This is a genomic window from Pseudomonas libanensis (genome assembly GCF_001439685.1).
GTDB lineage: Bacteria > Pseudomonadota > Gammaproteobacteria > Pseudomonadales > Pseudomonadaceae > Aquipseudomonas > Aquipseudomonas libanensis.
Genome location: NZ_JYLH01000012.1, coordinates 201,852 through 226,443, shown reverse-complemented (window position 1 = coordinate 226,443; position 24,592 = coordinate 201,852). Strand labels below are relative to the sequence as shown.

Genomic DNA, 24,592 nt, shown 5'->3' with positions numbered 1-24,592 from the left:
GAAGCAGCATCTTGAGCAATGCGGCTTTACGTTCGGGTGAATAGTACTTCACAAGCTGTCTCTTTCCGCCCTCGGTATGCTTTTGGGGGTAAACCAGGAGAGGCGACAACTATCCTGACACCGGGGGCCACTCGGCACCTCGCCTAGGCTCGGTGTGCCCGTAATCCGACAGGGATTTGGGGGGCCGCCGCCACGCGCCATCCATGGCGCGGGGCGGCTAAACCGGCATCCCTGCCGGTTTACCCCCCAAATCCCTGTCGAATTCCGGCCAGCGTGGTTTAACGGGGCGCCTGAGATCAAGATCAAGAGCGGCTCGGCTTCGCATCGTGGTTACCGTTGAGCGCTACAGAGTTGTGTAGATACCTATGCCCCGATGAGGGAGTGTCAGTGAGCACATCTGTGACTGACCCAACGCCATCGGGGGCAAGCCCCCTTCCACAAGGGTATGCGCACGTTCAAATTAAAAAATAATCATTTTTATGAATAAAGATATTTATAAATAATGAAATTAGAGAATATTAGCTTATACCAAAACAGCATTATGTTTTTGAAATTCATTCCGTTATGTTTGAGTTCAACAGCCTACCCCTGACCTCGGATGGTACCCAGCGTGATTCAGATTCTGCACGCCTGACCGGGGTAATCCCGCCGCAGCAGAATCGTTGGACGGGAGCTCAACGTATGTTGCCACCTCACACCCCGCGCTTGCCCCACACCTAGCCCAAACCGCGCCAACCCCTGGAACGCCGGCCACGCCGCACCAAGCAGCGTGCCTGCCCGACTTCGCGATTTGGACAAGCTGGGAATGGATATGAAGCACGTTCTACAACCCACCACCGCCCTGGCGTTGACCCTGCTGGCCGCAGCGACACAGGCCCAGGACGACAGCACACTCTCCACCGTCGTGGTCACCGGTAACCGTGGCGCCGAGCAGCGCACGGTCACCAGCAGCCCCGTGCCCATTGATGTGGTCAGCGCCAAGCAATTGCAAAGCACCGGCAAGCCCGGGTTGATGGAAGCATTGAGCGCGGTGATCCCATCGCTGACCCTGCCGGAAAAAACCGGCTGGGACGCCAGTGGTATCGCCCGGGCGCCGAACCTGCGTGGTTTGAGCGCCGCCGAAGTGCTGGTGCTGGTCAACGGCAAGCGCCGCCATACCAGCGCCACCCTGAATATCAACGGTGTCAACACCGGTGCGGCACCGGCCGACCTGGACCTGATCCCCATCAGCGCCATCGACCATGTAGAAGTGCTGCGTGATGGCGCCGCCGCCCAGTACGGTTCCGATGCTATCGCCGGGGTGATCAACGTGATCCTCAAGGCCGACACCAGCGGCACCTCGGTAACGAACGCGGGGCTTGGCTATGACGGCAAGAAGCAGACCGTGCAACAAAGCCTCAACAAGGGCTTCGAGATCGGCAACGGCGGCATCGTGCAGCTGGCCCTGGATGCGCGCAGCCAGAACGACGACAACAAGGCCAGCGCCAACGGCTATAGCTATGAACAAGCCTATGACCTGGCAGGCAAGTCCACCTACGGTGGCTACGGCACGCCCAAGACCAACCTGCTGACCCTGGGCTACAACGCCGAGCTGCCGATGGACGACAGTTTCAGCCTGTACTCTTTCACCACCTACTCGCGACGCAAGGCCGAGCAGGGCCAGAACTTCCGCTTGCCGACCATCACCAACACCATCACCACCGGGCCCAACGGCTACCCGGCCGGGTACACCCCGACCTGGTACATCGACGAGGACGATTTCCAGGCGGCGTTCGGTGGCAAGGGCAGCGTGGGCGAGTGGGACTGGGACCTGTCCACCACCTACGGGCGCAACGAGGCGGAGCAGGGCACCACCCACAACCAGAACCCGTCCCTGGGCGAGGCCACGCCGAACAGCTTCACCTCCGGCACCTGGATTTCCACCGAGTTGACCACCAACCTGGACTTCAAGCGCGGCTTCGATATCGGCCTGCAAAAGCCCTTGGACCTGTCCTATGGCTTCGAGCATCGGCGCGATACCTATGAGGTGCAGGCCGGTGACTACGCATCCTATGCCAACGGCGGCTACTGCGTGGCACCGGGTAATTGTGCGTCCTCCGGAGCCCAGGTCACCAACGGCATTTCTCCGCAGGAACAAAGCAGCGCCTCGCGCAACAGCCTGGCCGGCTATGTGGACGTGGGTTTCAACCCCTTGCCGGATTGGTACGTCGGCACCGCCCTGCGCTATGAGCATTACAACCAAGGCGTGGGCGCTACCCGCAGCGGCAAGTTGACCACCCGCTACGACTTCACGCCGCAGTTCGCGGTGCGTGCCACGGTGAGTAATGGCTTTCGTGCGCCGTCTCTGGCCAACAGTTTGTTCAGTGCGCGCTCTACCACCTACGGCGTGGTGGACGGGGTGTACCAGTCGATCAACTACGGCGTGCTGCCAGTGGGTTCGGCGGCGGCCAAGGCGTTGGGCGCCGAAGAACTCAAGCCCGAGCGCTCGACCAATTTCAGCCTCGGCTTGACCCTGACTCCCACCGACCGCCTGAGCTTCACCGCCGATGCCTACGTGATCAACCTGCGCGACCGCATCACCCTCACCGGCACCTTGCTCGGCCCGCAAGTCACCCAGGTGCTGCAGAACAATGGCGTCAACTCCACCTCCGGCGGCCAGTACTTTATCAACGGCGCCGATACCCGCACCAAGGGCCTGGACCTGGTCAGCAGCTACAACCAGGACCTGGGCACGTTCGGCGCCCTGAAATGGACCGCCGCGTTCAACTGGAACCAGACCCGGATTCTCAATTACAAGCAATCCACCAACATCCTCGGCACCTCCTACGAGCTGATGGACCGCGAGGCCCGCAACCTGATCACCGGCGTGCAGCCCACTACCAAGCTGATCCTCGGCGGCGACTGGAGCATCGGGCGCTTGAACCTCAACCTGGCCCTGACCCGCTACGGTTCCTACAAGGAAGTCAATTCATCGGCCAACCGCGACCTGGACCGGGTCTACAGCGCCAAATGGATCACCGACCTCGACCTTGGCTACAACCTCACCCAAGACCTGAACATCGCCATCGGCGCCAAGAACCTGTTCGACCAGTACCCCAAGAAGCAAGGGGTGCCAAGCAGCACCATGGTCGCCAGCTACGGCACCTATTCGCCCTACGGTTTTACCGGCGGGTACTACTACACCCGGCTGACTTACGCCTTCTAAGGCCTGCGAGGAATAGCACATGCCCATTGCCGCCAAACCCTACGACCTGCTCGATGAGGTCAGCGCCCAACCGCTGCGCCAGCGCCGTGTCTCGACGCCGATCAAGGCTCTGCAAGTAGTGCCTGCCCGGCATCCCTGGCGCTGGGCCGGGTCGGTCTTCGCCGCGCTGGTGCTGCTCGCCATCGTGCATTCCCTGGCCACCAACCCGCGCTGGGAGTGGGGCGTGTTCAGCCAGTGGTTCTTCTCGCCGTCAGTGCTGCGTGGGCTGGGGCAGACGCTGTTGCTGACGCTGCTGAGCACTGTGTTCAGCGTCATTCTTGGCACGGCGCTGGCCTTGGCGCGGCTGTCGGGTTCGCCCTTGCTGGCCGCATTGGCCTGGGGCTATATCTGGTTTTTCCGCTCGATGCCGGCGCTGCTGGTACTGATCATCCTCTACAACTTTGCCTACCTGTATGACCACATCGTGCTCGGTCTGCCGTTCACCGACCTGGTGTTTGCGCAATGGTCGACGGTGGATGTGCTCAGCCAATTCACCGTAGCGGTACTGGGCTTGAGCCTGATGCAGGCGGCCTACGCGGCGGAGATCATTCGCGGTGGCCTGATCGGCGTGGAGGCCGGCCAGCATGAAGCGGCGGCGGCCCTGGGGTTGCCGGCCTCGCGGCGTATCTTTCGCATCATCCTGCCCCAGGCACTGCGCTCGATCCTGCCGTCGGGGTTCAATGAAATCATCGGCCTGGTCAAGGGCACCTCCATCGTCTACGTGCTGGCCTTGCCCGAGCTGTTCTATACCGTGCAGGTCATCTACAACCGCACCCAGGCGGTGATCCCACTGCTGATCGTCGCCACCGTCTGGTACCTGATCATCACCACCGTGCTCACCAGCGCCCAATACTACGTCGAACGCCACTTCGCCCGCGGCACCGCCCGGGTGCTGCCACCCACACCGTTGCAGCGCCTGCGCCGCTGGTTCAAGGAGAAGGCCCATGGCTGAAGCACGCGCCGGGCGCATCCAGATCCAGGGCGTGGGCAAGCGCTTTGGCAACCAGCAGGTGCTCGATAACATCGACCTGACCATCGACCCCGGCAAGGTCACGGTGATCCTCGGGCCGTCCGGCTCGGGCAAGTCCACCCTGCTGCGCACCATCAACCACCTGGAGAAGATCGACAGCGGGCATATCACCATCGACGGTGAATACGTCGGCTATCGGCGCAAGGGCGACCTGCTGTTCGAACTCAAGGAACGCGAGATCCTCAAGCGTCGTATCGACGTGGGTTTTGTGTTCCAGAACTTCAACCTGTTCCCGCACCTGACCGCCTGGGAAAACATCGCCGAAGCGCCGTTGGCCCATAAACGCTGGAGCAAGGCCCAAGCCCACTTCAAGGCTGCCGAGTTGCTGGCCAAGGTCGGCCTGGCAGACAAGGCCGACGCTTACCCGCGCCAGCTCTCCGGTGGGCAACAACAGCGCGTCGCCATTGCCCGCGCCCTGGCGCTGGACCCCAAGGTGCTGCTGTTCGACGAGCCCACCTCGGCCCTCGACCCTGAGCTGGTGGGCGAGGTGCTGGACGTGATCAAGGGCCTGACCCGGCTGGGCGTGACCCTGGTAATCGTCACCCACGAGATCGGTTTTGCCCGCGAGGTTGCCGACCACGTGGTGTTTCTTTGCGATGGCCAACTCATCGAAGAAGGCCCGCCCGAACAGATCCTGCGCCAACCCCGCCATCCCCGCACCCAGGCCTTTCTCGGCAAGGTGCTTTAGTTCAAGGAGTGACTGCCCATGTTCATCAACACCACCCGCGTGGCCTTGCTGGCGCTTGCCGCCAGCACCGCGCAATACGCCTTCGCCGTGCAACAGGTCGACCTCAGCCCCGACCGCCCGCGCATCCATGTGCCGCGCAATGAAGCGGCCATCGCGCAGATCCCGCCGGGCTTCAAGTTCGCCCAGCCGGGCAAGTTCACCGTGGCCGTGTCCGGCGTGGCCGGGCCGCCCCTGGCGCTGCTCGCCAGTGACGATAAGACCACCATCGGCAGCGAAGCCGACACCGCACAACTGATCGCCGACAGCCTCGGCCTGCAACTCAACGTGGTACAGACCAGTTGGGAGGATTGGCCCCTGGGCGTCAGCTCGGGCAAATACGACGTGGTGATCAGTAACGTCACTGTCACCGAGGCACGCAAAAAGCGTTTTGACTTCGCCACCTACCGCCAGGATGTGCTCGGCTTTTACGTCAAGAGCACCAGCAAGATCACTGAGATCAAGCAGGCAGCGGACATTGCCGGGTTGAAAATCATCGTCGGCTCCGGCACCAACCAGGAAAAGGTCCTGCTGGCCTGGAACGAGGCCAATGAAAAAGCCGGCCTCAAGCCTGCGCTGTTGCAGTACTTCGACGACCAGGCCGCCGCGCAACTGGCGGTGCAGTCAGGGCGCAGCGACGCGCTGTTCGGGCCGGACTCGGTGTACGCCTATTCGGCGGCGATCACCGGCGGTATCAAGCGCGTCGGCACCGTCAACGGTGGCTGGCCGCTGCAGGCCGATATCGCCGTGACCACGCGCAAGGACAACGGCCTGGTCGAGCCGATCCACACCGCCTTGCAAGGCGCGATTGCCGGTGGTCAATACGAACAGGTCTTGCAGCGCTGGGGCCTGGATGTGGAGCGGGTCGACCAATCGCTGATCAACCCGCCAGGGCTGCCGGACTAAGGAGGTTTGGACATGGGACTGACACGACGTGAAGCGTTGTCGAGCATTGCTGCGGTGGGCGGTGAAAAGGCCGTCAAGGATGCATTGGCGGTGTTGGGCCTGGGCCCATCCTCCCACCGCCGGCCGCAACCGCTGAAACTCAAGGACGGCCTGGGGCAGGGCACCCGCGTGCTGGTACTGGGCGCCGGGATTGCCGGGCTGGTCACGGCACTGGAACTGAGCCGCGCCGGCTTCAATGTGCATGTGCTCGAAGCCCGTGAGCGTGTGGGTGGCCGCACCTGGACCCTGCGCCACGGTGACCGAGTGGACTACAAGGATGGCCGCTCGCAGACCGTGGGGTTTGATCCGGGCCAGTATTTCAACGCCGGCCCTGCGCGCATTCCCAGCCAGCACCGCACGATCCTCGACTATTGCAGTGAGCTGGGCGTGCCCTTGGAAGTGCTGGTCAACAGCAGCCATGGCGCCCAGGTGCGGCCGGACCTCAACCAGCCGGCGTTCAGCGTCGGCCAGGCGCTCAACGATACCCGTGGGCATCTGTCCGGGCTGTTGGCCAAGGCGGTGCAGCGTGACGCCCTCGATGATGTGCTGAGCGGCGAAGAGCGCACGCGCTTGCTGGGTTTCCTGCAGGTGTATGGCGACCTGTCCCAGGAGCTGGCCTTCGAGGGCACCCTGCGTTCGGGGCACCTGGAATCCGCCGCCCACCCTGGCGCCTTGCCCGCCCGTCGTAGCCCGCTGGGGTTGGAGCGCTTGCTGCACCCGGAACTCTGGGGCGCCTTGCTGCACACCGAATTCCCGGAATTCTCTGCCACCATGTTCCAGCCGGTGGGCGGCATGGACCGTATCACCGATGCCTTTTACCGTCGCGTGCACGAGCAGGTGCAACTGGGCGCCCAAGTGCGGCAGATCCGTCAGTTGGAGGACGGTGTGGCGGTGACCTATCACGACCAGCACAGCGGCCGTGAGGAAGTAGTGCGCGCTGATTACCTGGTTTCGACCTTGCCGCTGCCATTGCTGGCCAAGCTCGATACGGATTTCAGCGAGCCGATCAAGGCCGCGTTGCGCAGCACCCGCAGCGACCAGGCGACCAAGGTGGCATGGCAATCCCCGCGCTTCTGGGAAACCGATTACCGCACCTACGGCGGCCTGTCGTGGATCGACCACCCGGCGCGCCTGCTCTGGTATCCCAGCAACGACCTCAACACCCGCGACGGTGTGCTGGTGGCTGGTTATGTGACGGGGGAGGGCGCCGACGTGTTTGGCGCTCGACCTCTCGATAAGCAGTACGCCACTTCGAGGGAGGCCGTGGAGCTGTTGCATCCGGGTTATTCCAGGCACCTGCGTAATCCGCTGGCGGTCTCGTGGGAACAGGTCCCCTACAGCGAAGGCCCATGGCTGCAACGCGAACATTTCCCCGCCGAGGCCAGTGCCTTGCTCGAGCGGCCCCACGGTCGCGTGTATTTCGCCGGTGATGGACTGGTGCAAAGCGGCGTGGGGATCTGGCAGGAATCAGCGGCGAACTCTGCGCGTCATGTGGTCGCGCAACTGGCCGAACGGGTCACCCAACAACGACAGATCGCGGCCCTGGCCGCCTCTTAAGGAGTAACACCATGAGCGACAGCATCCAACGCACCAGCGTCGGCGACTTTCCCATCTCGCAAACCGTCACCGTGCCGGCCTCCGCCAGCCTGGTATTCGTCAGTGGCACGCTGCCGGACCTCGTCGACCCGAGCGTGCCTGGGGTTTTTGGCGATACCGAAGTGCAGACTGTTTCGGTGTTCAACAAATTGCGCCAGATCCTGAGCCAACACGACCTGGACCTGGGCGATATCGTGCAGTTGCGGGTGTTTCTGGTCGGCACCGAAGAAACCGACGGCAAACTGGATTTTGCCGGGTTGCAGCGTGGGTATACGCAGTACTTCGGCACGCCGCAGCAACCGAACAAACCGGCGCGGACAGCGTTGCAAGTGGTGGCGTTGCCGCTGCCGGGGGCGTTAGTGGAGGTGGAGGCGATTGCCGCTCGGGTGTTGTGATCAAACCCGTTACTCGGCGGCGTGAAGCCTTTGCTCTGTCGCTTGATCGATCAATGCCCGCAACGCTTCGAACAAGGGTTCGGCATCCGTGTGTTTTTTGCCGTAGGCCAGGTTGAAGGCGTAGTCGAAATCGGGAGGGTTCAGCCCCTGGGTGTGCTGCAGCAGGGTCTCCAGTTTGTCCATGGCCTTGACGGCTTTTGCTTCTGGCGAGAGCACGTTCTCGTAGTCATCCCACAACGTCAGGATCTCGGTTTTCAGGGGGCTGTCCAGGGACTGGGCCAACAGCAGCAGGTCGAGTCGCTCCTGTTCGCCCTTGTTGGGAAAGGCCGCCTGGCTGACCGCCGGGATATCGCCGTGGATGGCCTCGCCCAAATCATGGATAACGCACATCTTGAGGATTTTCAGCAGGTCCAGGCCGGGCAGCTGATCGGCGAACACCATCGCCATCAGACACAGGCGCCAACTGTGTTCGGCCGTGCTTTCAGTGCGACCCGAAGCCGTGTGGGCACTTCTGAGCACATCCTTGAGTTTTTCCGCTTCGCGCAGGAAATCGAGACGGCCTTTGATTTTTTCCAGGTCCATGATGCTGCCCCACAAGGTCGATTATGCAGCTAAGCCTAGGTGCGCAAGCGCAGATCGTCCACGCATAAAATATGCGCGGTGGGCTTTCAGAGTGTCTCGACCAGGCGCGCGGCGCTGCCATCGCTCAGGGTCATGCGTGTCCAGCGGCACAGGCTTGGGCGTATCGGCACGAGGCTGGAATCGTTGCTTCCAGTGGTAAATTCAAGGGCCGGGGGGGCCTGGGTTTCGCGCCAGCCGCTGTGCTCCAGGCTGGCTTCGATCAGCTGGATTTCCTCGGTTGCAAAGCGCCACAGCGACTGGCCCATAAGGTCGGTGAGCGGGCTGGTGAATTGGAATGCGCGGGAGGGCGAGCATGCGAGCAGGCGGTGCGTCAGGTCGCACACCAAGTGCATCGCTTGCGAACTCTCACTGACCAGCCGGGCCAATGCCTGGTCGGCGGCTGCATCAAGCCGGGCTGCCAACAACTGTTCAAGCTGTTGGTGCGCAGCCGGATCCATCGCTTGTACGCCACTTTCCCAGCGCGAAATAGTCGATTGCGTGACGTTGAATAGCTGCGCCGCATGGCTTTGCTTGACGCGGTGCAGCAAACGCCATCGCCGCAGCGCAATACCGGGCAGCGCAGGCTTGAGCAAGGAGTGAGGCATTTGCGGTTCCTGAGCCGGCGGGTGAATGACGAGTGTGATGATATGAGGGCCGCGGTGCAAATGAGTGGGATGAACGGCCCTCGGGTTGATCGCTCCTGCTACTGATTCAACGCAGACCCAATGTGGGAGGGGGCTTGCCCCCGATAGCGGATTGTCAGTCACTGCATGTGTGACTGATCCATTGCTATCGGGAGCAAGCCCCCTCCCACATGACTACTCCCTATTCCTGCAACAACAACACCTGCTGCTTGAGCCTGCGCTTTTGCGCAAACGGCAACGTCTCATCATCCCCGTACGGCGCGCTGTACCAATTGCCGTAGCTCGGGTTGGGCAGCAGGAACCAGCGTTGCCCCAGCCAGTTCACATAGGGTTCGACGGCCTTGCGCTGCGCAGCCAGGGTGTTGTGTTCGGCCTGCACGAAATCTCCCAGGGAGTCACCGGCCATCAACAGCACACGTGCCTGGCTGGCGACCCACTGGCGGCGGCAGTTCTTGCCGTAGCCGGCGCTTTCGCAGTGGCCGGTAGGCGTGCTGGCCGCCAGGATCTGTTCATTGCTCTCAATCGGAAAGCCGCGTAAACGCAGGTTTTTGGCCGTGGCCGCGACCTGGCTGTGTTCGCGGTTGGTGAGGTAATACACCTTGATCCCTTTTTGCCTGGCCGCCTGCAGGAACGCCACGGAACCTGGCAGTGCCTGGGCCTTGGCCTGCTCCACCCAGGTGTTCCAGCGGTCATAGGAATACACCTGGTTATTGATAATGTCGCGGGCGTTGAGCGGCACGTTGTCCAGCAAGGTTTCGTCGATATCCACCACCACCGCCGGTGGCAGGCCGGTCAGCTTGCGTGCAGGCAAAGGCAGTGCGTCCCAGCTCGGGTCGGCCAGCGCAACATCGAGTTGGCGGGTGGCGTTGGCGAAGAGCTGGCGGTAGATCAGCTCGTGCTCGATGGACGTCTGGGTCCACAGCACGGCGTCGAGTTGGTCGTTGGCCGGCGGGTGTTGCTGGCAGCCCGCAAGGGCCGTGGTGAGCAAGCAGAGGCTGGCGAGGAACAGGGTGCGCATGGGGCTGGGTCTCGAAGATCGTGGGGCGTGGTCAGCACAGTAGTCTAATTCACGGCGTGCAATTCATTGCGATTTCAGAATCTTCTTAGAACCACGCCTTAGTCTGGCGGTCATGAACGACGGCAGCGCACAATTGCAAATCAACCTTGCCCATCGCCCTTGCGATCGATCCAATGGGTCTTGATGCCCTTGGCCCAGGCCACTGTATAAAAACAGCTGAGCAAGACGATGCCCCACTGCTCGGCATTGATCGACGACCAGAACCAGAACGGCTGGCCGGCCATGCCGAACAGGCACGCATAGCGGCGCACCTTCAAGCGTTTGCTCTGGCTGAACCAGATAGCGACGACGCCGAGGGCGGCGATCATGATTTGCGCGATCAAAGCCAGACTCCTTTGCCGGGGGCGTTTTGTTCAAAGGTGGGGAGGGCGTGTTCCCACCTTTGAACTGCACTGTTATTTGTCCTTGCGCGCATCCATGGTCTTTTGATGCTCGGCCAGGAACGGCTGTTCCGCAGGATCAAAACGATCGATCCCGGCGGTAAAGCGATGCCAATAGGGATACAACGGCTGACGACGGGTGACCGCCTCGATGCGTGACGATTGTGCTTCGGTCAGCTTCAGCTCAGTGGCGGCGAGGTTGTCGCGCAGGTGCTCTTCGGTACGCGCCCCGACGATCAGCGAGGTGATTCCCGGGCGATCCTTGAGCCAGGCCAGGCAGGTGCGGGCGACCGAGACGCCATGCTCGTCACCGACGGCGGCGAGGGTCTCGATAATGTCCAGGGCGCGCTCCTGGTCATGCACATAGGGTTCCGGCCAGCCGCTGCCCTGGCGCGTATTTGCCGGCGGCTTGTGCCCGCGGCGGGTCGTGCCGGTCAGCAGGCCTTCGCCCATCGGGCCCCATACCAAAGTACCGACGTGCTGATCCAAGGCCAACGGTAGCAATTCGTACTCGGCTTCACGGGATTCCGGGGTGTAGTAGATCTGCTGGGTGATGGGCTTGAGCATGCCGTGCAGCTCAGCCTTGCCCAGGGTTTTCATCATCTGCCAGGCGGTGAAGTTGCTGGTGCCGAAGTAGCGGATCTTGCCCGAACCGACCAACAGGCGCAGGGCTTCGAGAGTCTCTTCGATCGGTGTCATGCCGTCCCAGTTATGCAGTTGGTACAGGTCGATATGGTCGGTACCCAAACGCTTCAAACTCGCTTCGCAGGCGCGGATCAGGTGATAGCGCGATGAGCCGGAATTGTTCGGGTTGCTGTCCACCGGGCTGCGGCCCTTGGTCGCCAGCAGGATATCGTTGCGCTTGTCACCTAGGGCCTTGCCGACCACCTCTTCGGCCAGGCCGTGGGAGTAGAGGTCGGCGGTGTCGACCATATTCACTCCGGCATCGAACGCGATATCGAACATGCGCTTGGCCAGGGGCACGTCCACCGCGCCGCATTTTTCGAACTCCGCACGACCGCCAAAGGGCACGGTGCCCAGGATGATTTCCGAGACCAGCAGGCCGGAATGACCCAGTTGTCGGTATTGCATGTCGCCTCCTACTTAACGTTGCACGTGAAGGTGTGAACGATGGGGAGGGCGATAGTTTGAATTTTTTTCATGAAATTGCGACGCCGGCGCCGAGAATTTTGAACAGGTGATTGTTTCGCCTAATGAAATGCTGGATTGTAAATCCTGGTCATTCCGCCGACTGAGGCGGCAGTGGAATATGCCTGGCGTCGATACCCATTCTTTTGGAGCCTTTCATGACCCAGCCTGCAATCAAACTGTATGGTTTTCTCTTATCCGGCCACTCCCACCGGGTCGAGCTGATGCTATCCCTGCTGGGCCTGCCCACTGAATTTATCCTGGTGGACCTCAAACAAGGTGCGCATAAAACGCCCGAATTCATCGCCAACCTCAACCACTTCGGCCAGGTGCCGGTGATCGACGACGGCGGCACTGTGTTGGCCGACTCCAACGCGATTCTGGTCTACCTTGCCAGTACCTATGGCAAAGGGCAGTGGCTGCCAAGCGATCCCATCGGCCAAGCGCGGGTCCAACGCTGGCTCTCGGCCGCCGCCGGTCAACTCCATGCCGGGCCCGCCACGGCGCGCTTGGCCACAGTGTTTGGCGCCGAGGTGGATACCGTCAGCGCAATCAACCGAGCCCATGCACTGCTGAACGTGATGGAGCAGCAGCTGGGCGAGAGCCGCTTTCTGGCTGGTGATCAGCCAAGCATTGCCGATATCGCGTTCTACACCTACGTGGCCCATGCGCCGGAAGGCAACGTATCGCTGGCCGACTACCCTAAGGTGCGTGCCTGGCTTGCCAGCATCGAAGCCTTGCCGGGGTTTGTCGCTATGCCGCGCACGGCGGTGGGGCTGCAATCACAGTAACGATCAAGGGATGACGATGGACCGATTTCATGAAATGCAGGTGTTCCTGGCGGTGGCCGAGGAGGAGGGGTTTGCGGCTGCGGCGCGCCGCCTGAAAACCTCGCCACCCAGCGTGACCCGCGCCATTGCTGCCATGGAGCAGCGCATCGGTACGCAACTGCTGTCGCGCACCACGCGCAGCCTGCACCTGACCGATGCCGGCCAGCGTTACCTGGAAGATTGCCGACGCATTCTCGCCGAACTGGAAGAGGCCGAGGAAGCGGCAGCGGGCAGTCACTCCATCCCTGGCGGCCACCTGACAGTGACCGCACCGGTGCTGTTTGGCGAGTTGTATGTGGCGCCTGTGCTGGGGGAGTACCTCGACCAGTTCCCCCTGGTGAACATCAGTGCCTTGCTGGTCGACCGTGTGGTCAACCTTGCCGATGAAGGCGTCGATGTGGCGGTGCGTATCGGCCATCTGCACGAACCCGGGCAGCAGGCGATCAAGGTCGGCGAAGTGCGCCGGGTGGTGTGCGCATCGCCGGCTTATCTGGACCAACATGGGCGCCCGCAGCGGCCTGAGCAATTGCGGGAAGCCAAGATTGTCACCTCATCGTCCAGCCAACTGGTCAGTGAGTGGACGTTCGTCGACGCCGGGCGGCCGCTGAAGATAGCCATTGAGCCGCGTCTGAGCGTTACGGCGAACAATGCCGCAATCAACCTGGCGCGCCTGGGCTGGGGCATGACCCGTGTGCTGTCGTATCAAGTGGCGGCAGCGGTGGCGGCGGGTGAGCTGGAGCTGGTGCTGGAGGCTTTCGAACCGGCACCGCTGCCGATCCACGTGGTGTTCCAGCAAAACGGCCGCATACCGGCCAAGGTCAACAGCTTTGTGGATTTTCTCAGCCATCACCTCGGGCAGGACCCGGCCCTGAACCCGGCGACGAAGCGGCGCACCTGATGGAGCGCTTTCGCGATATGCAGTTGTTTGCCGCGCTGGCCGGGCAACCCAGCCTGGCCTCGGCGGCACGCCATGCCCAGGTCTCCGGCCCGACCCTGGTACGTGCGGTTGCGCGCCTGGAGGCACGCCTGCGGGTGGTGTTGCTGCAACGCAGCACACGCGGGGTCAACCTCACCGACGCAGGCCAGGCTTACCTTGCCGACTGCGTGCGCCTGTTGGGCGCGGTGGACGCGGCCGAAGCCTCGGCCAACGGCGCCCATGTGCACGCCCAGGGCAACCTGCGGATATGCCTGCCGTTGTTGTTCAGTCGCTATGTGATGGCGCCGCTGCTGGCTGGCTATATGGATCGCTACCCGGCGGTGCGTGTCATCGCCCATTACCACGACTATTACCCCAACCTGCACGAAGAGGGGTTTGACGTGGCGGTGTGGGTGGGTGAGCTGCCCAACTCGTCGCTGATTGCACGGCAGGTCGGCCAGGTGCGCACCCTGCTGTGCGCCAGCCCCATGTATTTAGCGGCCAGGGGCGAGCCCCGGCATCCGGCTGACCTCAAGCAACATCACCTGATTGCCAGCGCCGAAGCGGTGCATTGGGGTTTCCCCCACTACGCCCTCAAGGCCCGCGCACGCCTCAGTTGCGCCACGGTGCAAGGCGCGATCAATGCGGCGGTGCAGGGCGCGGGGGTGATTCGTTGCCTGAGCTATCCGGTTCACGATCACTTGATGAGTGACCGACTGCGCCGTGTCTTGCCGGCTTTTGAACTGCCGCCGCTGCCAGTGCATGTGATCTACCGCGAAGGCCGCCATGCGCCGATGCGCGTGCGCAGTTTTGTCGACTACTGCGTCACCGCGTTGCGCGAACATCCGGCATTTCAGTTGGCGTAATAGTGGATTGCCCAAGGTGGGCATTCTCTGCATGGTTGGGTAGGCGCAGCATCCGGTTATCCAACCAGAGGTGATCGCCATGTACTCGATCGAACAATCCCCTTGGCATGCCGGCGAACGGCAATTGCAGGAAAGTGCCGGCGTCGCCGAACGCATGGCCATGATCGGGCCGAAGGTCATTCGTGATCATTTGCCCGAGCAGCATCGTGATTTTTATCCTTTGTTGCCTTACCTCGTTCTGGGTGTGGTGGATGAACAGGGCATTCCCTGGGCGACGATGCTGGAGGGCGCGCCAGGGTTTGCCCATTCACCGGATTCGCAGACGTTGCAGATCGACAGCCTGCCGTCCAAAAGCGATCCCGCCTCGGCTGGCGTCACTCATGGCGCGTCTGTTGGCTTGCTGGGCATCGACCTGGGCACCCGGCGTCGCAACCGCATGAACGGTCGGATCGGAGCGCTGGGTCATGACGGCTTTGCGGTTGATGTGGTGCACACTTTCGGCAACTGCCCCAAGTACATCCAACTGCGGCCCGTCGCTGGGGTTGCGCGCAAACCTGGCGATACAGCCGAGCGCAGCACCAGCCTGGACGATGCCGCACAAGCGCTGGTCCGCAACGCCGACACCTTCTTCGTCGCCAGCTATGTTGACCAGCACGGCGAACGCTCGGTGGACGTGTCCCATCGCGGCGGCAACACGGGGTTTGTGCGGGTAGAAGGCAACGTGCTGACCGTCCCCGATTTTGCCGGCAACCTGTTCTTCAACACCCTCGGTAACCTGCAAGCCAACCCGGTGGCGGGGCTGCTGTTTGTCGATTTTGAAACCGGCGACGTGTTGCAAGTGGCGGGGCGTACATCGTTGATTCTTGGCGGGCCGCAAGTGGCCGAGTTCGAGGGCGCGCAGCGCTTGTGGACAGTGACGGTGGAGCACGTGGTCCGCCGTCCGGCAGCCTTGGCATTGCGCTGGCAGTTCGCGGAGTTTTCGCCGCACAGCCTGGCGATGGGTACCTGGTAGCCGGACACCCGCTCCCAGGCACAGCCAGATCAAATGTGGGAGGGGGCTTGCCCCCGATGAGGTAGTGTCAGTAGACACATCTGTGACTGACCCACCGCCATCGGGGGCAAGCCCCCTCCCACAGGGGAACGTCATTGCTTGTTGAATTTGCGTTTTTTCATCAGGCCACCGGGCATTCCCGGTTCAGCGCTTCATCGACCAGCAACTGCGCAATCTCAATCATCTGCACCACCGCCAGCACGTGCTTGCGGCTCTGACCATCGAGCTGTTCGGCACAGTCGTAGGCACAGACAGTCGCTGACTCCAGCATTTCGCTGGCATTGCTCAAGGCGGCTTCAGTGCTGAGCCCGGGGCGGACGGTGAAGATGACATCGGGGGGGAGCTGAGGGTTGTCATCCGAGGTGGATGGCGGGGGATTGGGTGTGACTTTTTTCATGGCGAAGCTCCTATGAGTGAGCACCTCCATTTCGCTACCACACGAAGTAAGGAGGCGACTGTACACGGGGTGGTAGACCGGTCATAGAAACCCGGCAGGCCGAAGCCTCCCATGCACAGCCGCCACAAAGCAGCCCGCACAAAAAAACGCCCTTGAGCGTTTTGGGGTCTATGAAAGAACTGGGCTACCACACCCCATTCGCTGATTTTGCAGCGACCCGCGAAGGTTAGCGGCGAGACTCATCGGACGCAACCCGAAGTTTGTGTAAGAGCGGTCTGATGAACTCACTCCTTGGATCAACGTCAGCGGGTCACTGATGCAATGCAATCCAAATGTGGGAGGGGCGGTGCGACGATTCGACTTGCCCCCGATGGCGGTGGGTCAGTCATAGACGTATTGATTGACACTACCTCATCGGGAGCAAGCCCCCTCCCACAGTGGGGTGTCATTGCTTGTTGAATTTGCGTTTACTCATCAGGCCACCGGACATGCCTGGTTCAGCGCTTCATCCATGAACATGTTGCTGGATGTTGAACCGTCTGATTGAGCAGTTCCTTTGGGTTAGCCTTGTTTTCCTACTGACAAACAAGGATTGGTCATGCAACGAAAGGTCATTAATCCCACGACGGTATTCAATTCGCTGCAATACGGTTTCAGCCAGGCCATGGAAGTGCCGGATGGTCGGCGGATCATGCTTTCCGGGCAGGTCGGCGTGGATGCTCAAGAGCGCACTGTGGGCCCGGGCATTGCCGAGCAGACCGCCACGGCATTGGACAATGTCGAGAAGGTCCTGGCTGAGGTGGGGGGCGATCTGTCCCATGTGATCATGCTGCGGTTGTATATCGTCGAATCTGCCCGGGAGCAGCAGGAACCGATTGCTGAAGCGCTGCGCCAGCGCTTCGCGCATAACCCGCCGCCGTCTTCGTGGATCATGGTCAGTGGGTTGTCGTTGCCGGAATGGTTGATCGAGGTTGAGGCAGAGGCGGTGGTTCCGTTCAGTTAGGCGATCGCTTTTTTGAACGCGGGTAGGGTAAAGCTGCACGCTGAAAACGACAGCTATCTCACTGATGCAATGCAATCCAAATGTGGGAGGGGGCTTGCCCCCGATGGCGTTGGGTCAGTCACAGATGTGTTGGCTGACACTACCTCATCGGGGGCAAGCCCCCTCCCACATTGGGTCCGACGTACACCTGACAGCTAGCAAGTCTGCCCGTGAGGAGCAAGCGTCGCTTGCCCAGATACCGCTGATCATCTGTAGTCAAACTCCGATTACCCCCGTACCATTCGCCCCCCTCGCAGTGACGCGAGGCGCAGCGCCAGGAAGGCTCATCCCATATTTATCCTGACGGCTGCAATCTACTTTTTGCCAGCGTTCAGGATTTGATATGTCTCGCTTCTCCCGGCCTTTGGCCTTGTTCTTGATCACTGCAGCCCTGACGGGTTGCGGTACTCAGCCTGCATCGCTGGTTAGCCAGCCGTTGCAACCTGGCCCCCAGGAGCCAGTCGCTTATGTTGTTGGGTCGATCGGCCCGCAGAGCCTCAGTGCGTCCCCCGCGCCTAATCAGCGTCTGCTGTTTCGCAAGCGTGGTTCGGAGTTTGGTGCCGCGGCGATATGGGTCGGTGCGGGGCGCCAAACCCCTCAGGATGTGAAGGATGCGGCCGGTGCCGCCAGTGTATTTGTGCTGGCGCTCAAGCCTGGGGATTATGAGTTTTATGATTTTCAGTTTTTCTCCAGCAGTTACTCACCGACTCTGGGGACCACCTACACCTCGGTGCAGGCGCGCGAGAAGTTCAACCTGCCACTGCGCCTGAAGGCCGGCAACGCCTATTACCTCGGTGAATTTCGCTCGTTATGCCTTGGCGCTTCCCTGTGTGGCTTCCACTGGCGTGACCAGCAAGGTCGTGACGAGCCGCTTGCGCGCCACTATGTTCCGGGCCTGCCGACCCTGGATTTGCTGCCCCTGGATTATCGCAGCGCCGCCCCTTACATCATCGTGCCTCTGCCAGCCGGCGAGGGCCAGAACACCCTTCACGAGACACGTCCATGAACCGCTTTATGACCCTCGGCGCCCTGGCGCTGCTGACGGGGTGTGCAACCACCCATACGCTGCCTGAGCGTGCATTGCCGGATGGCAAGGAATACCTCAAGCCGATCCACGTCATGATCGATGATCCGCTCAATGCCGCACTCATCCGTAATCAGTTGCGCGAGACCGGGGTGTTTCGCAGTGTCGAAACCGGCAGGGGCAACCCGGGGGATTATTCAGTATGGGTGCGCTACAACATCCAGCGTGATATGCCGCCTTTCCCCTTGGTATTGCTGAGTGCGGCAACCCTGTTTCTAATGCCCCTTTCCGTGACCGTCGACACCACCACCGAGTTTTCCCTGCAGCACGATGGAAAGCAGCTCAAGCAGTACAGCTACCGCAACGTCACCCACAAATACTCCTGGCTGCTGGATGGCCCCGGCGGGATGGAGCTACAGAGCGGTCATCGTGTCGCACGTGCTTTTGCCGAGGATGTACAACGCGACGGCTTGCTGCCCGAGGAGCACGCACAATGATCAGAACTACGCTACTGGCTGCCGTGCTGTTGCTCGGCGGTTGCGGTACCGCCCTCAAACCGTTGGACTACAAGGCAGAACGTGCCTATGTGCCGATGAGCGTCACAATGCCGTCGCCCACGTCGAGGTTTGAACAGCAGACCCAGCGCGAGGTCATCCAGCTGTTGCGTGACACTGGTGCCTTCAGTTTTATGGATGGCGGCTTCAGCAAGACCGGCTACAGCTTGTTGGTCGATCAACGCGGCGGTAAAGGTGCCGGTGCGCTCCCGGCGATACTCGGCGCGCTGACGCTGCTGACCGTGCCGGTGCCCTACACCTATGAGCGCCAGTTGCACGGCTCGCTGTACAAGGACGGGCACTTGCTCAAAACCTATGCCTACAAACGCGGTGGCTGGACGGCCACGACCTGGTATATACCCATGACCGAGCCCCGCAGTGAAAGCGAAATGTTGAGCGACTTGATGCGGGATCTGGACCACGATCGCTTGATTCCTTATCAGTGACAGTTGGGTATTTTAATTAGTCTTAATAGAGGAATTCACGGATGAATTACGCGTTGTTGTTTGGCTTGGATGTGCAACTGTTCTTTTTGGTGGTGGCCTTTGTGTTGGTGATGGCGGTGATTGGTTTCATTCTTGACAAAGACACCACGCCGCAAGTTGTCGTGGCGACCGGCGTTGCGCTGATTTCGATTGCCGCGTGTGCCGTGGTCTCTATCGACGCATTCAATGGGCTGGCGCAGTCACTACACGAAAAAGGCAAAATCAGCGGTGATCTGTTTGACCAGGTGAAACACCGTTCCAACCTGTTCCTGTTTGTTTTCCCGTTTGTAACCGCCGCCATCGGCACGAACCTGATTTCCGACGTGCTGACCAAGAAGTTGCATTATGAAAAAACCTTGGGTCCTGTGGATTTGCTGCAAGGGTGCTGGGAGCTTCTGACAATCCTGTTCGGTGTGGTTATTTTGCCGTTTGTTGCGATTGGCTTGGTGCCCTTCCTGCTGGTCGATACGTGGAAGCGCCACGTCACCCGTTATATGGAAGTCGTTGGCGCAGTAAACCGCCATCTGCAACTCAAGATGCTGAAGGCCGACATCATTTCCAGGAATCTGTTTCGTGGCCCACCAGCCAAACCTGAGCCCTGATTCCGGTCGCCGGCACTCAGTCCTCAATACCGAATCATCACCGACTTAAGCTCGGTGTAATCCTCAATGAACGCACTGCCAAACTCCCGCCCGACGCCCGAAGACCGGCTGCCGCCAAACGGCACTGCCGGGTCGAGCAAGGTGTGCATGTTCACCCACAAGGTGCCCGCCTTAATGGCCGGGATCATGCGCAGGGCCTTGCCCAAATCGTTGGTCCACAGGCTGGCGCTCAACCCGTAAGGCCCGTGGTTCATCATGGCCAGCAGTTCGTCTTCGTCGTCGTAGGGCAGGAAGGTGGCGATGGGGCCGAAGGTTTCTTCGTTGAGCAGGGTGTCGTGCAGGTGGTTGGCGAGGATCACCGTGGGCTCGACATAGCAACCAGGCCGGTCGATAAGGTGGCCGCCGTGGATGATCGTGTTGTTTTCGGCGCGGGCCTGGTTGAAGTAGCCGAGCAGTTTCTGCTGGTGTTGCTGGTGCGTGACCGGGCCGAATTCGGTGTGTTCGTCCAGGGGCGAACCGATGTTCAGGCGGCTCAGGCGCGCCTTGAGTTTTTCCAGCACGGCGTCGATCTGCGAGCGGTGCACGAAGAAGCGTTCGGCCGCCGCGCAGATTTGCCCGGCGTGCAGGAAGCCCGCCTCGATGATGCCGTCCACTGCCTTGTCCACGTCCATGTCACGCAGGAAGCCCGCAGCATTCTTGCCACCCAGCTCCAGGGTTGCACGGGTCAGCCCGGCCCCCATGGCGCTACGGCCGACGGCGATGCCGGTGGGTACTGAACCGGTGAAGGACACTTTATGGGTGCCGGGGTGTTCCACCAGCCCCTTGCCGACATGGCCGCCGCCGGTCAACACATTGAGCACACCCGCCGGTAACCCGGCGTCGATCGCCAGCTCAGCGATGCGCAGCAGGGTCAGCGGCGTGAATTCGCTGGGCTTGATGATGATGCTGCAGCCGGTCACCAGTGCCGAAGCGAGTTTCCAGATGGCGATCATGGTCGAGAAATTCCACGGCACAATGCCAACCACCACGCCCACCGGCTCGCGCAGGGTAAAGGCGGTGTAGCGCTCGCCATTGAACGAAGGCAGCGACGGCGTGAGGGTCTGGCCGCTGAGCTTGGTGGCCCAGCCAGCGTAGTAACGCAGGAAATGCGCGGCCTGGTCGACCTCGAAAGCGCGGGAAATCTGGATGATCTTGCCCGACTGGCAGGTTTCGATCTGCGCCAGTTCTTCACGGTGCTGTTCCAGCAGGTCGGCCAGTTTCAGCAGCACGTTGCCACGGGTGGCGGGAATGGTCTGGGACCACAGTTGGAAACCACGGTTGGCGGACGCGACCGCGGCGTCGATATCCGCCAGGTCTGCGTCGGCCACGTCGGCGATCACCTGGCCGGTGGCGGGGTTGGTCACGCTCAGGCGTGCATCGGCGTGGCTGTGCACACTGGCGCCGTCGATAAACAGCCCATGACGGCGACGCAAAAAGGCTTCGACGTGAGGCAGCAGCGGGATATCGCTCATGGCAGGTTCCTGGCAGTTCACAAAAGAAACCCCGAGGTTAACCAACGCGCAGGCACGCGGCTTGACTGTGCCTGCCAGGTTTTATGCCTGTGCCTGCCGCACCTGTGAAAAGTACAAGCTTGCCTGCCGAATGTGCATTTTGCGCCTGCGTGACCCGTCCGATACTGGCCCTGCATCCCGCGCCGTTCCGCAATCCGGAGCGCCTGCCGGACTTCCAATAATAAGCAGGGCCGTCCATGAAAAAGCCAAACCCGCTCCTCGAAGACCTCAAGCCCCTCTTGCCGGCCATCGCCGCCAATGCCAGCCGCGCCGAACAGCTGCGCCAAGTGCCGGATGAGAATATCGCCTTGCTCAAAAGCATCGGCCTGCACCGCGCCTTTCAGCCCAAGGCGTACGGCGGTCTCGAGCTGTCATTGCCCGAATTCGCCGACTGCATCGCCTTGCTTGCCGGCAGTTGTGCCAGCACCGCCTGGGCCATGAGTTTGTTGTGCACCCACAGCCATCAGCTGGCGTTGTTCTCGGCTCGGTTGCAAGAGGAAATCTGGGGCGCCAACCCGGATGCCACGGCCAGCAGCAGTATTGCACCGTTTGGTCGGGTCACCGAGGGCGAAGGCGGCGTGTACTTCAGCGGCGAGATGGGCTGGAGCAGCGGCTGCGACCATGGCGAGTGGGCGATTGTCGGCTGCCGTCGCCAGAACACCGAAGGCACCCAGGATTACTGCTTTGCCGTGCTGCCGCGCAGTGACTATCAGATCCGCGACGACTGGTTCGCTGCCGGCATGAAAGGCAGCGGCACCAAAACCCTGGTCGTCGACAACGCCTGGGTGCCCGAGCACCGTATCCAGAAGGCCAAGGACATGATGGAGGGCAAGTCCGCAGGCTTTGGCCTCTACCCGGACAGCCAGATTTTCTACGCGCCTTATCGGCCGTATTTCGCCAGTGGTTTCTCCACCGTCAGCCTGGGTGTGGCCGAGCGCATGCTCGATGTGTTCCGCGAAAAAACCAAGACCCGGGTGCGCGCCTACACCGGTGCTGCCGTGGGCGCCGCCACTCCGGCGTTGATGCGCCTGGCCGAGTCCACCCATCAGGTGGCCGCCGCCCGGGCGTTCCTGGAGAAGACCTGGCAGGAACACGCTGAACACAGCGCCGCCCAGCGTTACCCGACGCGCCAGACCCTGGCGTTCTGGCGCACCAACCAGGCCTATGCCACCAAGATGTGCATCGAAGCGGTGGATCGCCTGTTCGCTGCCGCGGGTGGCAATGCCTGGTTCGAACATAACGAGATGCAGCGCCTGTTCCGCGATTCCCATATGACCGGCGCCCATGCCTACACCGACTATGACGTCTGCGCGCAGATCCTCGGCCGTGAGCTGATGGGCCTGGAGCCCGACCCGAGCATGGTGTAGCCGCGTTTTCCCTATAACAATCAGGGCGGCCAATAAAGGCCACCCGGGAGTCTTGCATGTCTGACGTATTCGACCCACGGGCCTTTCGTCGCGCCTTGGGCAATTTCGCCACCGGTGTGACCGTAGTCACCGCCGCCACGGCCTCCGGGCGCAAGGTGGGCGTGACGGCCAACAGTTTCAACTCGGTGTCCCTCGACCCGCCCCTGGTGCTGTGGAGCATCGACAAACGCTCCAACAGCCATGAGGTGTTCGAGGAGGCCAGCCACTTTGCCGTGAATGTGTTGGCGGCTGACCAGGTGCACCTGTCCAACAACTTTGCGCGCCCCCGTGAAGATCGCTTCGCCCTCATCGAGTACGAGCCGGGGGAGGGGGGCTCGCCGGTGTTCGCCGATTGTTCGGCGCGTTTTCACTGTGAGAAATACCAGCAGGTGGACGGCGGCGACCATTGGATCATGATCGGCAAGGTGGTGGCCTTTGATGACTTTGGCCGTGCGCCGCTGCTCTATCATCAGGGCGCTTATGCCGAGGTCCGGGCGCTGCCTCCGTGCGCGCCCGAGGCGGTTTAGAACGGCACGGCGACCACCAGTTGGCTGTAGACATTGGTGCCGTTGCCGCCGACCTGGTTGCCGCCGGTGTCGGCATCTTTGTTGGGTTTGTACAGCCCCAGCAGCGGCGTGATGATCAGGTGTTCATTGACGGCCCATTCGGCATACAGGTCCAGTTCGCGGCCATCCAGGTTCAACTGGCCGCGGGTGCTGACGGTGTTGTAGTCGAAGAACAGCGCGCCGAGGCTGAGGTTCTCCAGCGGCTTGACCTTGAGCGCCACGTGTTGCACCGCTGTGTTGCTGTTGTAGGGGCCGGAATAGTTGCCCGCCACTTCGCCCTGTACCCAGGTGCCATAGCCGCGATTGAAGCCTGAGAACATCGCGTCCCAGTTCTTCGAATAACGGGCGTAGCGGTAGGTCAGGTCGGGCGACCACGGCAGGTTGGCGAAGGTGTAGCCGGCTTCGGCGTACCCAGCGTTCTGCTGGCTGTCGCGACGGTCCTGGCGGGCCAGTTCGAAGGCGAAGTGCGCGTTGTCGATGCCCGCATTGCCGGCGCCACGCACGCTATAGAGGTTCATGCCTTTGCGCTGGCGTTGCAGGTCGGTGGCGAAGCGCTCATCCACATCAATTCCGTGAATATAGGTCAGCCCCAGAGTGCCCGGCGCGGCAGTGTAATCCAGGGTGCCGGCGGCCATTTCGGTGAGGGCCTGGGCGCGGTTGTCGGACTTGATCCACATCAGGCTGCCGTGCACACCGTCCTTGCCGCCCAGGCGAATCACCGCCGTTTTATCGAAGGCATGGCGTGCGGCGATGTAGTAGGCGCCGCCGCGATTGAACTCGCCGTCGCCGACGCCATTGCCCAAGTTGGGGCCGTCGTCGTTAATGATAAAACCATCCCCCAGCATGATGATCTGGCGTCCGAACGACAGGTCCAGGCCATCCTTGCCCAGCGCCGGCAACAACTCGCCAGACCGCCAGCCGGCGAAGGCCTCGTCAAACTTGGTGGTGCGCTCGGTGCCGTTGGTCAACCCGGACGCATCGCCATCGCCCCAGGTGCCGGAACTCACCAGGTTGGCCGTGCCATAGACACCGCCCAGGCTACCCAGGTTTTGCTCGACGCTCAGGCCGTACTTGATAAACGCCTCGCGCCAGGTGGAGCCGCCGCGCCGGCCGTCGTAGTTTTTCGGGCTGTTGAACATCCCATACACAGCGAGGAAGTTTCCCGTGACCTGCGTGTCGGCATCGGCGTACAACTCGACGCCATGAGCTTGCCCGGCCAACAGCGCGACGCCTATGACGACCGCTTGGCGCAGACGGCGGTTTTTCAGTGTGTGCTCCATTGTTATTGTCCCCATCTTGGTTAAGAGTGAGGGCGCATTAGGGCGAGGGGCGTCAAGCCAAGTCTTTGCCATGCGTGCCAGGGAATTGACCCAGGCCGCCAGGTGCTACGCCGTGGCAGGCAGCTACAAAACCAGCGGCAGACAGGGGCAAGACGATCAACGCGGGTGGGGCGCAGAGTGCCGACACACTAAAAAAACCGCTTTCGAGGACCCCACC

Annotated in this window: 24 protein-coding genes and 1 pseudogene; 17 read left to right on the top strand and 8 right to left on the bottom strand. The window is 61.6% G+C overall.

Features of this window, described 5'->3' with window-relative positions; genetic code table 11:
* Positions 1 to 811: 811 nt before the first annotated feature.
* From TU73_RS19455 to TU73_RS19430, 6 genes are read left to right on the top strand one after another with little or no spacing between them, the layout of a single operon-like run.
* Positions 812 to 3,205, top strand: coding sequence for a TonB-dependent receptor plug domain-containing protein (locus TU73_RS19455; RefSeq protein WP_057013598.1), 2,394 nt, complete (start codon positions 812 to 814; stop codon positions 3,203 to 3,205).
* A gap of 19 nt (positions 3,206 to 3,224) precedes the next feature.
* On the top strand, positions 3,225 to 4,196 hold the full coding sequence (locus TU73_RS19450; protein ID WP_057013590.1) for an amino acid ABC transporter permease: 972 nt from the start codon (positions 3,225 to 3,227) through the stop codon (positions 4,194 to 4,196).
* Positions 4,189 to 4,962, top strand: coding sequence for an amino acid ABC transporter ATP-binding protein (locus TU73_RS19445; protein WP_057013589.1), 774 nt, complete (start codon positions 4,189 to 4,191; stop codon positions 4,960 to 4,962). The genes TU73_RS19450 and TU73_RS19445 overlap by 8 nt, the downstream gene beginning before the upstream one ends.
* Positions 4,963 to 4,980: 18 nt before the next feature.
* Positions 4,981 to 5,904 carry an ABC transporter substrate-binding protein gene (locus TU73_RS19440; RefSeq protein WP_057013588.1) on the top strand — a complete coding sequence of 308 codons (924 nt, stop codon included), beginning with the start codon at positions 4,981 to 4,983 and terminating at the stop codon, positions 5,902 to 5,904.
* Positions 5,905 to 5,916: 12 nt separating this feature from the next.
* The gene (locus tag TU73_RS19435) at positions 5,917 to 7,500 is read left to right on the top strand and encodes a flavin monoamine oxidase family protein (protein WP_057013587.1); all 1,584 of its coding nucleotides are present in this window, start codon (positions 5,917 to 5,919) and stop codon (positions 7,498 to 7,500) included.
* Positions 7,501 to 7,511: 11 nt separating this feature from the next.
* Positions 7,512 to 7,934: a RidA family protein gene (locus TU73_RS19430; protein WP_057013586.1), complete on the top strand. Its 423-nt coding sequence runs from the start codon at positions 7,512 to 7,514 to the stop codon at positions 7,932 to 7,934.
* A gap of 9 nt (positions 7,935 to 7,943) precedes the next feature.
* On the opposite strand, the gene TU73_RS19425 is transcribed toward TU73_RS19430, so the two are convergent.
* From TU73_RS19425 to TU73_RS19405, 5 genes are all read right to left on the bottom strand, one after another.
* Complete coding sequence (locus TU73_RS19425; protein ID WP_057013585.1) at positions 7,944 to 8,516, bottom strand: HD domain-containing protein; 573 nt, start codon at positions 8,514 to 8,516, stop codon at positions 7,944 to 7,946.
* 86 nt (positions 8,517 to 8,602) lie between these two features.
* Complete coding sequence (locus TU73_RS19420) at positions 8,603 to 9,160, bottom strand: helix-turn-helix domain-containing protein (protein WP_057013584.1); 558 nt, start codon at positions 9,158 to 9,160, stop codon at positions 8,603 to 8,605.
* Between the two features lie 220 nt (positions 9,161 to 9,380).
* Positions 9,381 to 10,217, bottom strand: a complete 837-nt coding sequence (locus tag TU73_RS19415) for a 5'-nucleotidase, lipoprotein e(P4) family (protein WP_057013583.1) — start codon at positions 10,215 to 10,217, stop codon at positions 9,381 to 9,383.
* 140 nt (positions 10,218 to 10,357) lie between these two features.
* Positions 10,358 to 10,600: a hypothetical protein gene (locus tag TU73_RS19410; protein WP_052501140.1), complete on the bottom strand. Its 243-nt coding sequence runs from the start codon at positions 10,598 to 10,600 to the stop codon at positions 10,358 to 10,360.
* 72 nt (positions 10,601 to 10,672) lie between these two features.
* A complete protein-coding gene (locus TU73_RS19405) occupies positions 10,673 to 11,749 on the bottom strand; it encodes an aldo/keto reductase (RefSeq protein WP_057013582.1) in 1,077 nt (358 codons plus the stop codon).
* 215 nt (positions 11,750 to 11,964) lie between these two features.
* Between TU73_RS19405 and TU73_RS19400 the strand changes: the two genes are divergently transcribed.
* From TU73_RS19400 to TU73_RS19385, 4 genes are all read left to right on the top strand, one after another.
* Positions 11,965 to 12,597, top strand: a complete 633-nt coding sequence (locus TU73_RS19400; protein ID WP_057013581.1) for a glutathione S-transferase family protein — start codon at positions 11,965 to 11,967, stop codon at positions 12,595 to 12,597.
* A gap of 16 nt (positions 12,598 to 12,613) precedes the next feature.
* Positions 12,614 to 13,534 carry a LysR family transcriptional regulator gene (locus TU73_RS19395; protein WP_057013580.1) on the top strand — a complete coding sequence of 307 codons (921 nt, stop codon included), beginning with the start codon at positions 12,614 to 12,616 and terminating at the stop codon, positions 13,532 to 13,534.
* Complete coding sequence (locus TU73_RS19390) at positions 13,534 to 14,418, top strand: LysR substrate-binding domain-containing protein (protein ID WP_057013579.1); 885 nt, start codon at positions 13,534 to 13,536, stop codon at positions 14,416 to 14,418. The genes TU73_RS19395 and TU73_RS19390 overlap by 1 nt, the downstream gene beginning before the upstream one ends.
* 79 nt (positions 14,419 to 14,497) lie before the next feature.
* Positions 14,498 to 15,430, top strand: coding sequence for a pyridoxamine 5'-phosphate oxidase family protein (locus tag TU73_RS19385; protein ID WP_057013578.1), 933 nt, complete (start codon positions 14,498 to 14,500; stop codon positions 15,428 to 15,430).
* A gap of 160 nt (positions 15,431 to 15,590) precedes the next feature.
* Here the strand turns inward: TU73_RS19385 and TU73_RS19380 are convergent, their stop codons facing one another.
* Positions 15,591 to 15,866 carry a DUF6124 family protein gene (locus tag TU73_RS19380; protein ID WP_057013577.1) on the bottom strand — a complete coding sequence of 92 codons (276 nt, stop codon included), beginning with the start codon at positions 15,864 to 15,866 and terminating at the stop codon, positions 15,591 to 15,593.
* A gap of 598 nt (positions 15,867 to 16,464) precedes the next feature.
* Here TU73_RS19380 and TU73_RS19375 point away from each other — a divergent pair.
* The 5 genes from TU73_RS19375 to TU73_RS19355 all read left to right on the top strand — a co-directional run bounded on the left by TU73_RS19375 (position 16,465) and on the right by TU73_RS19355 (position 19,573).
* The gene (locus TU73_RS19375) at positions 16,465 to 16,869 is read left to right on the top strand and encodes a RidA family protein (RefSeq protein ID WP_043049350.1); all 405 of its coding nucleotides are present in this window, start codon (positions 16,465 to 16,467) and stop codon (positions 16,867 to 16,869) included.
* A gap of 382 nt (positions 16,870 to 17,251) precedes the next feature.
* A complete protein-coding gene (locus tag TU73_RS19370) occupies positions 17,252 to 17,914 on the top strand; it encodes a hypothetical protein (protein WP_057013576.1) in 663 nt (220 codons plus the stop codon).
* Positions 17,911 to 18,429, top strand: coding sequence for a hypothetical protein (locus TU73_RS19365; protein WP_057013575.1), 519 nt, complete (start codon positions 17,911 to 17,913; stop codon positions 18,427 to 18,429). Before TU73_RS19370 ends, TU73_RS19365 begins: the two co-directional genes overlap by 4 nt.
* Positions 18,426 to 18,932, top strand: a complete 507-nt coding sequence (locus TU73_RS19360) for a hypothetical protein (protein WP_043049353.1) — start codon at positions 18,426 to 18,428, stop codon at positions 18,930 to 18,932. The genes TU73_RS19365 and TU73_RS19360 overlap by 4 nt, the downstream gene beginning before the upstream one ends.
* Positions 18,933 to 18,973: 41 nt before the next feature.
* A complete protein-coding gene (locus tag TU73_RS19355) occupies positions 18,974 to 19,573 on the top strand; it encodes a hypothetical protein (RefSeq protein ID WP_057013574.1) in 600 nt (199 codons plus the stop codon).
* Positions 19,574 to 19,596: 23 nt separating this feature from the next.
* Here the strand turns inward: TU73_RS19355 and TU73_RS19350 are convergent, their stop codons facing one another.
* The gene (locus tag TU73_RS19350) at positions 19,597 to 21,084 is read right to left on the bottom strand and encodes an aldehyde dehydrogenase family protein (RefSeq protein ID WP_057013573.1); all 1,488 of its coding nucleotides are present in this window, start codon (positions 21,082 to 21,084) and stop codon (positions 19,597 to 19,599) included.
* Positions 21,085 to 21,320: 236 nt separating this feature from the next.
* Here TU73_RS19350 and TU73_RS19345 point away from each other — a divergent pair, with 236 nt between their 5' ends.
* Positions 21,321 to 22,490 carry a p-hydroxyphenylacetate 3-hydroxylase oxygenase component gene (locus tag TU73_RS19345; RefSeq protein WP_057013572.1) on the top strand — a complete coding sequence of 390 codons (1,170 nt, stop codon included), beginning with the start codon at positions 21,321 to 21,323 and terminating at the stop codon, positions 22,488 to 22,490.
* Between the two features lie 56 nt (positions 22,491 to 22,546).
* Positions 22,547 to 23,020 (top strand): annotated as a pseudogene (locus TU73_RS19340) (flavin reductase family protein); the annotation flags it as partial.
* A gap of 32 nt (positions 23,021 to 23,052) precedes the next feature.
* Here the strand turns inward: TU73_RS19340 and TU73_RS19335 are convergent.
* Entirely contained in the window at positions 23,053 to 24,375 is a 1,323-nt protein-coding gene (locus TU73_RS19335; RefSeq protein ID WP_057013570.1) for an alginate export family protein, read from the bottom strand.
* Between the last annotated feature and the right edge of the window lie 217 nt (positions 24,376 to 24,592).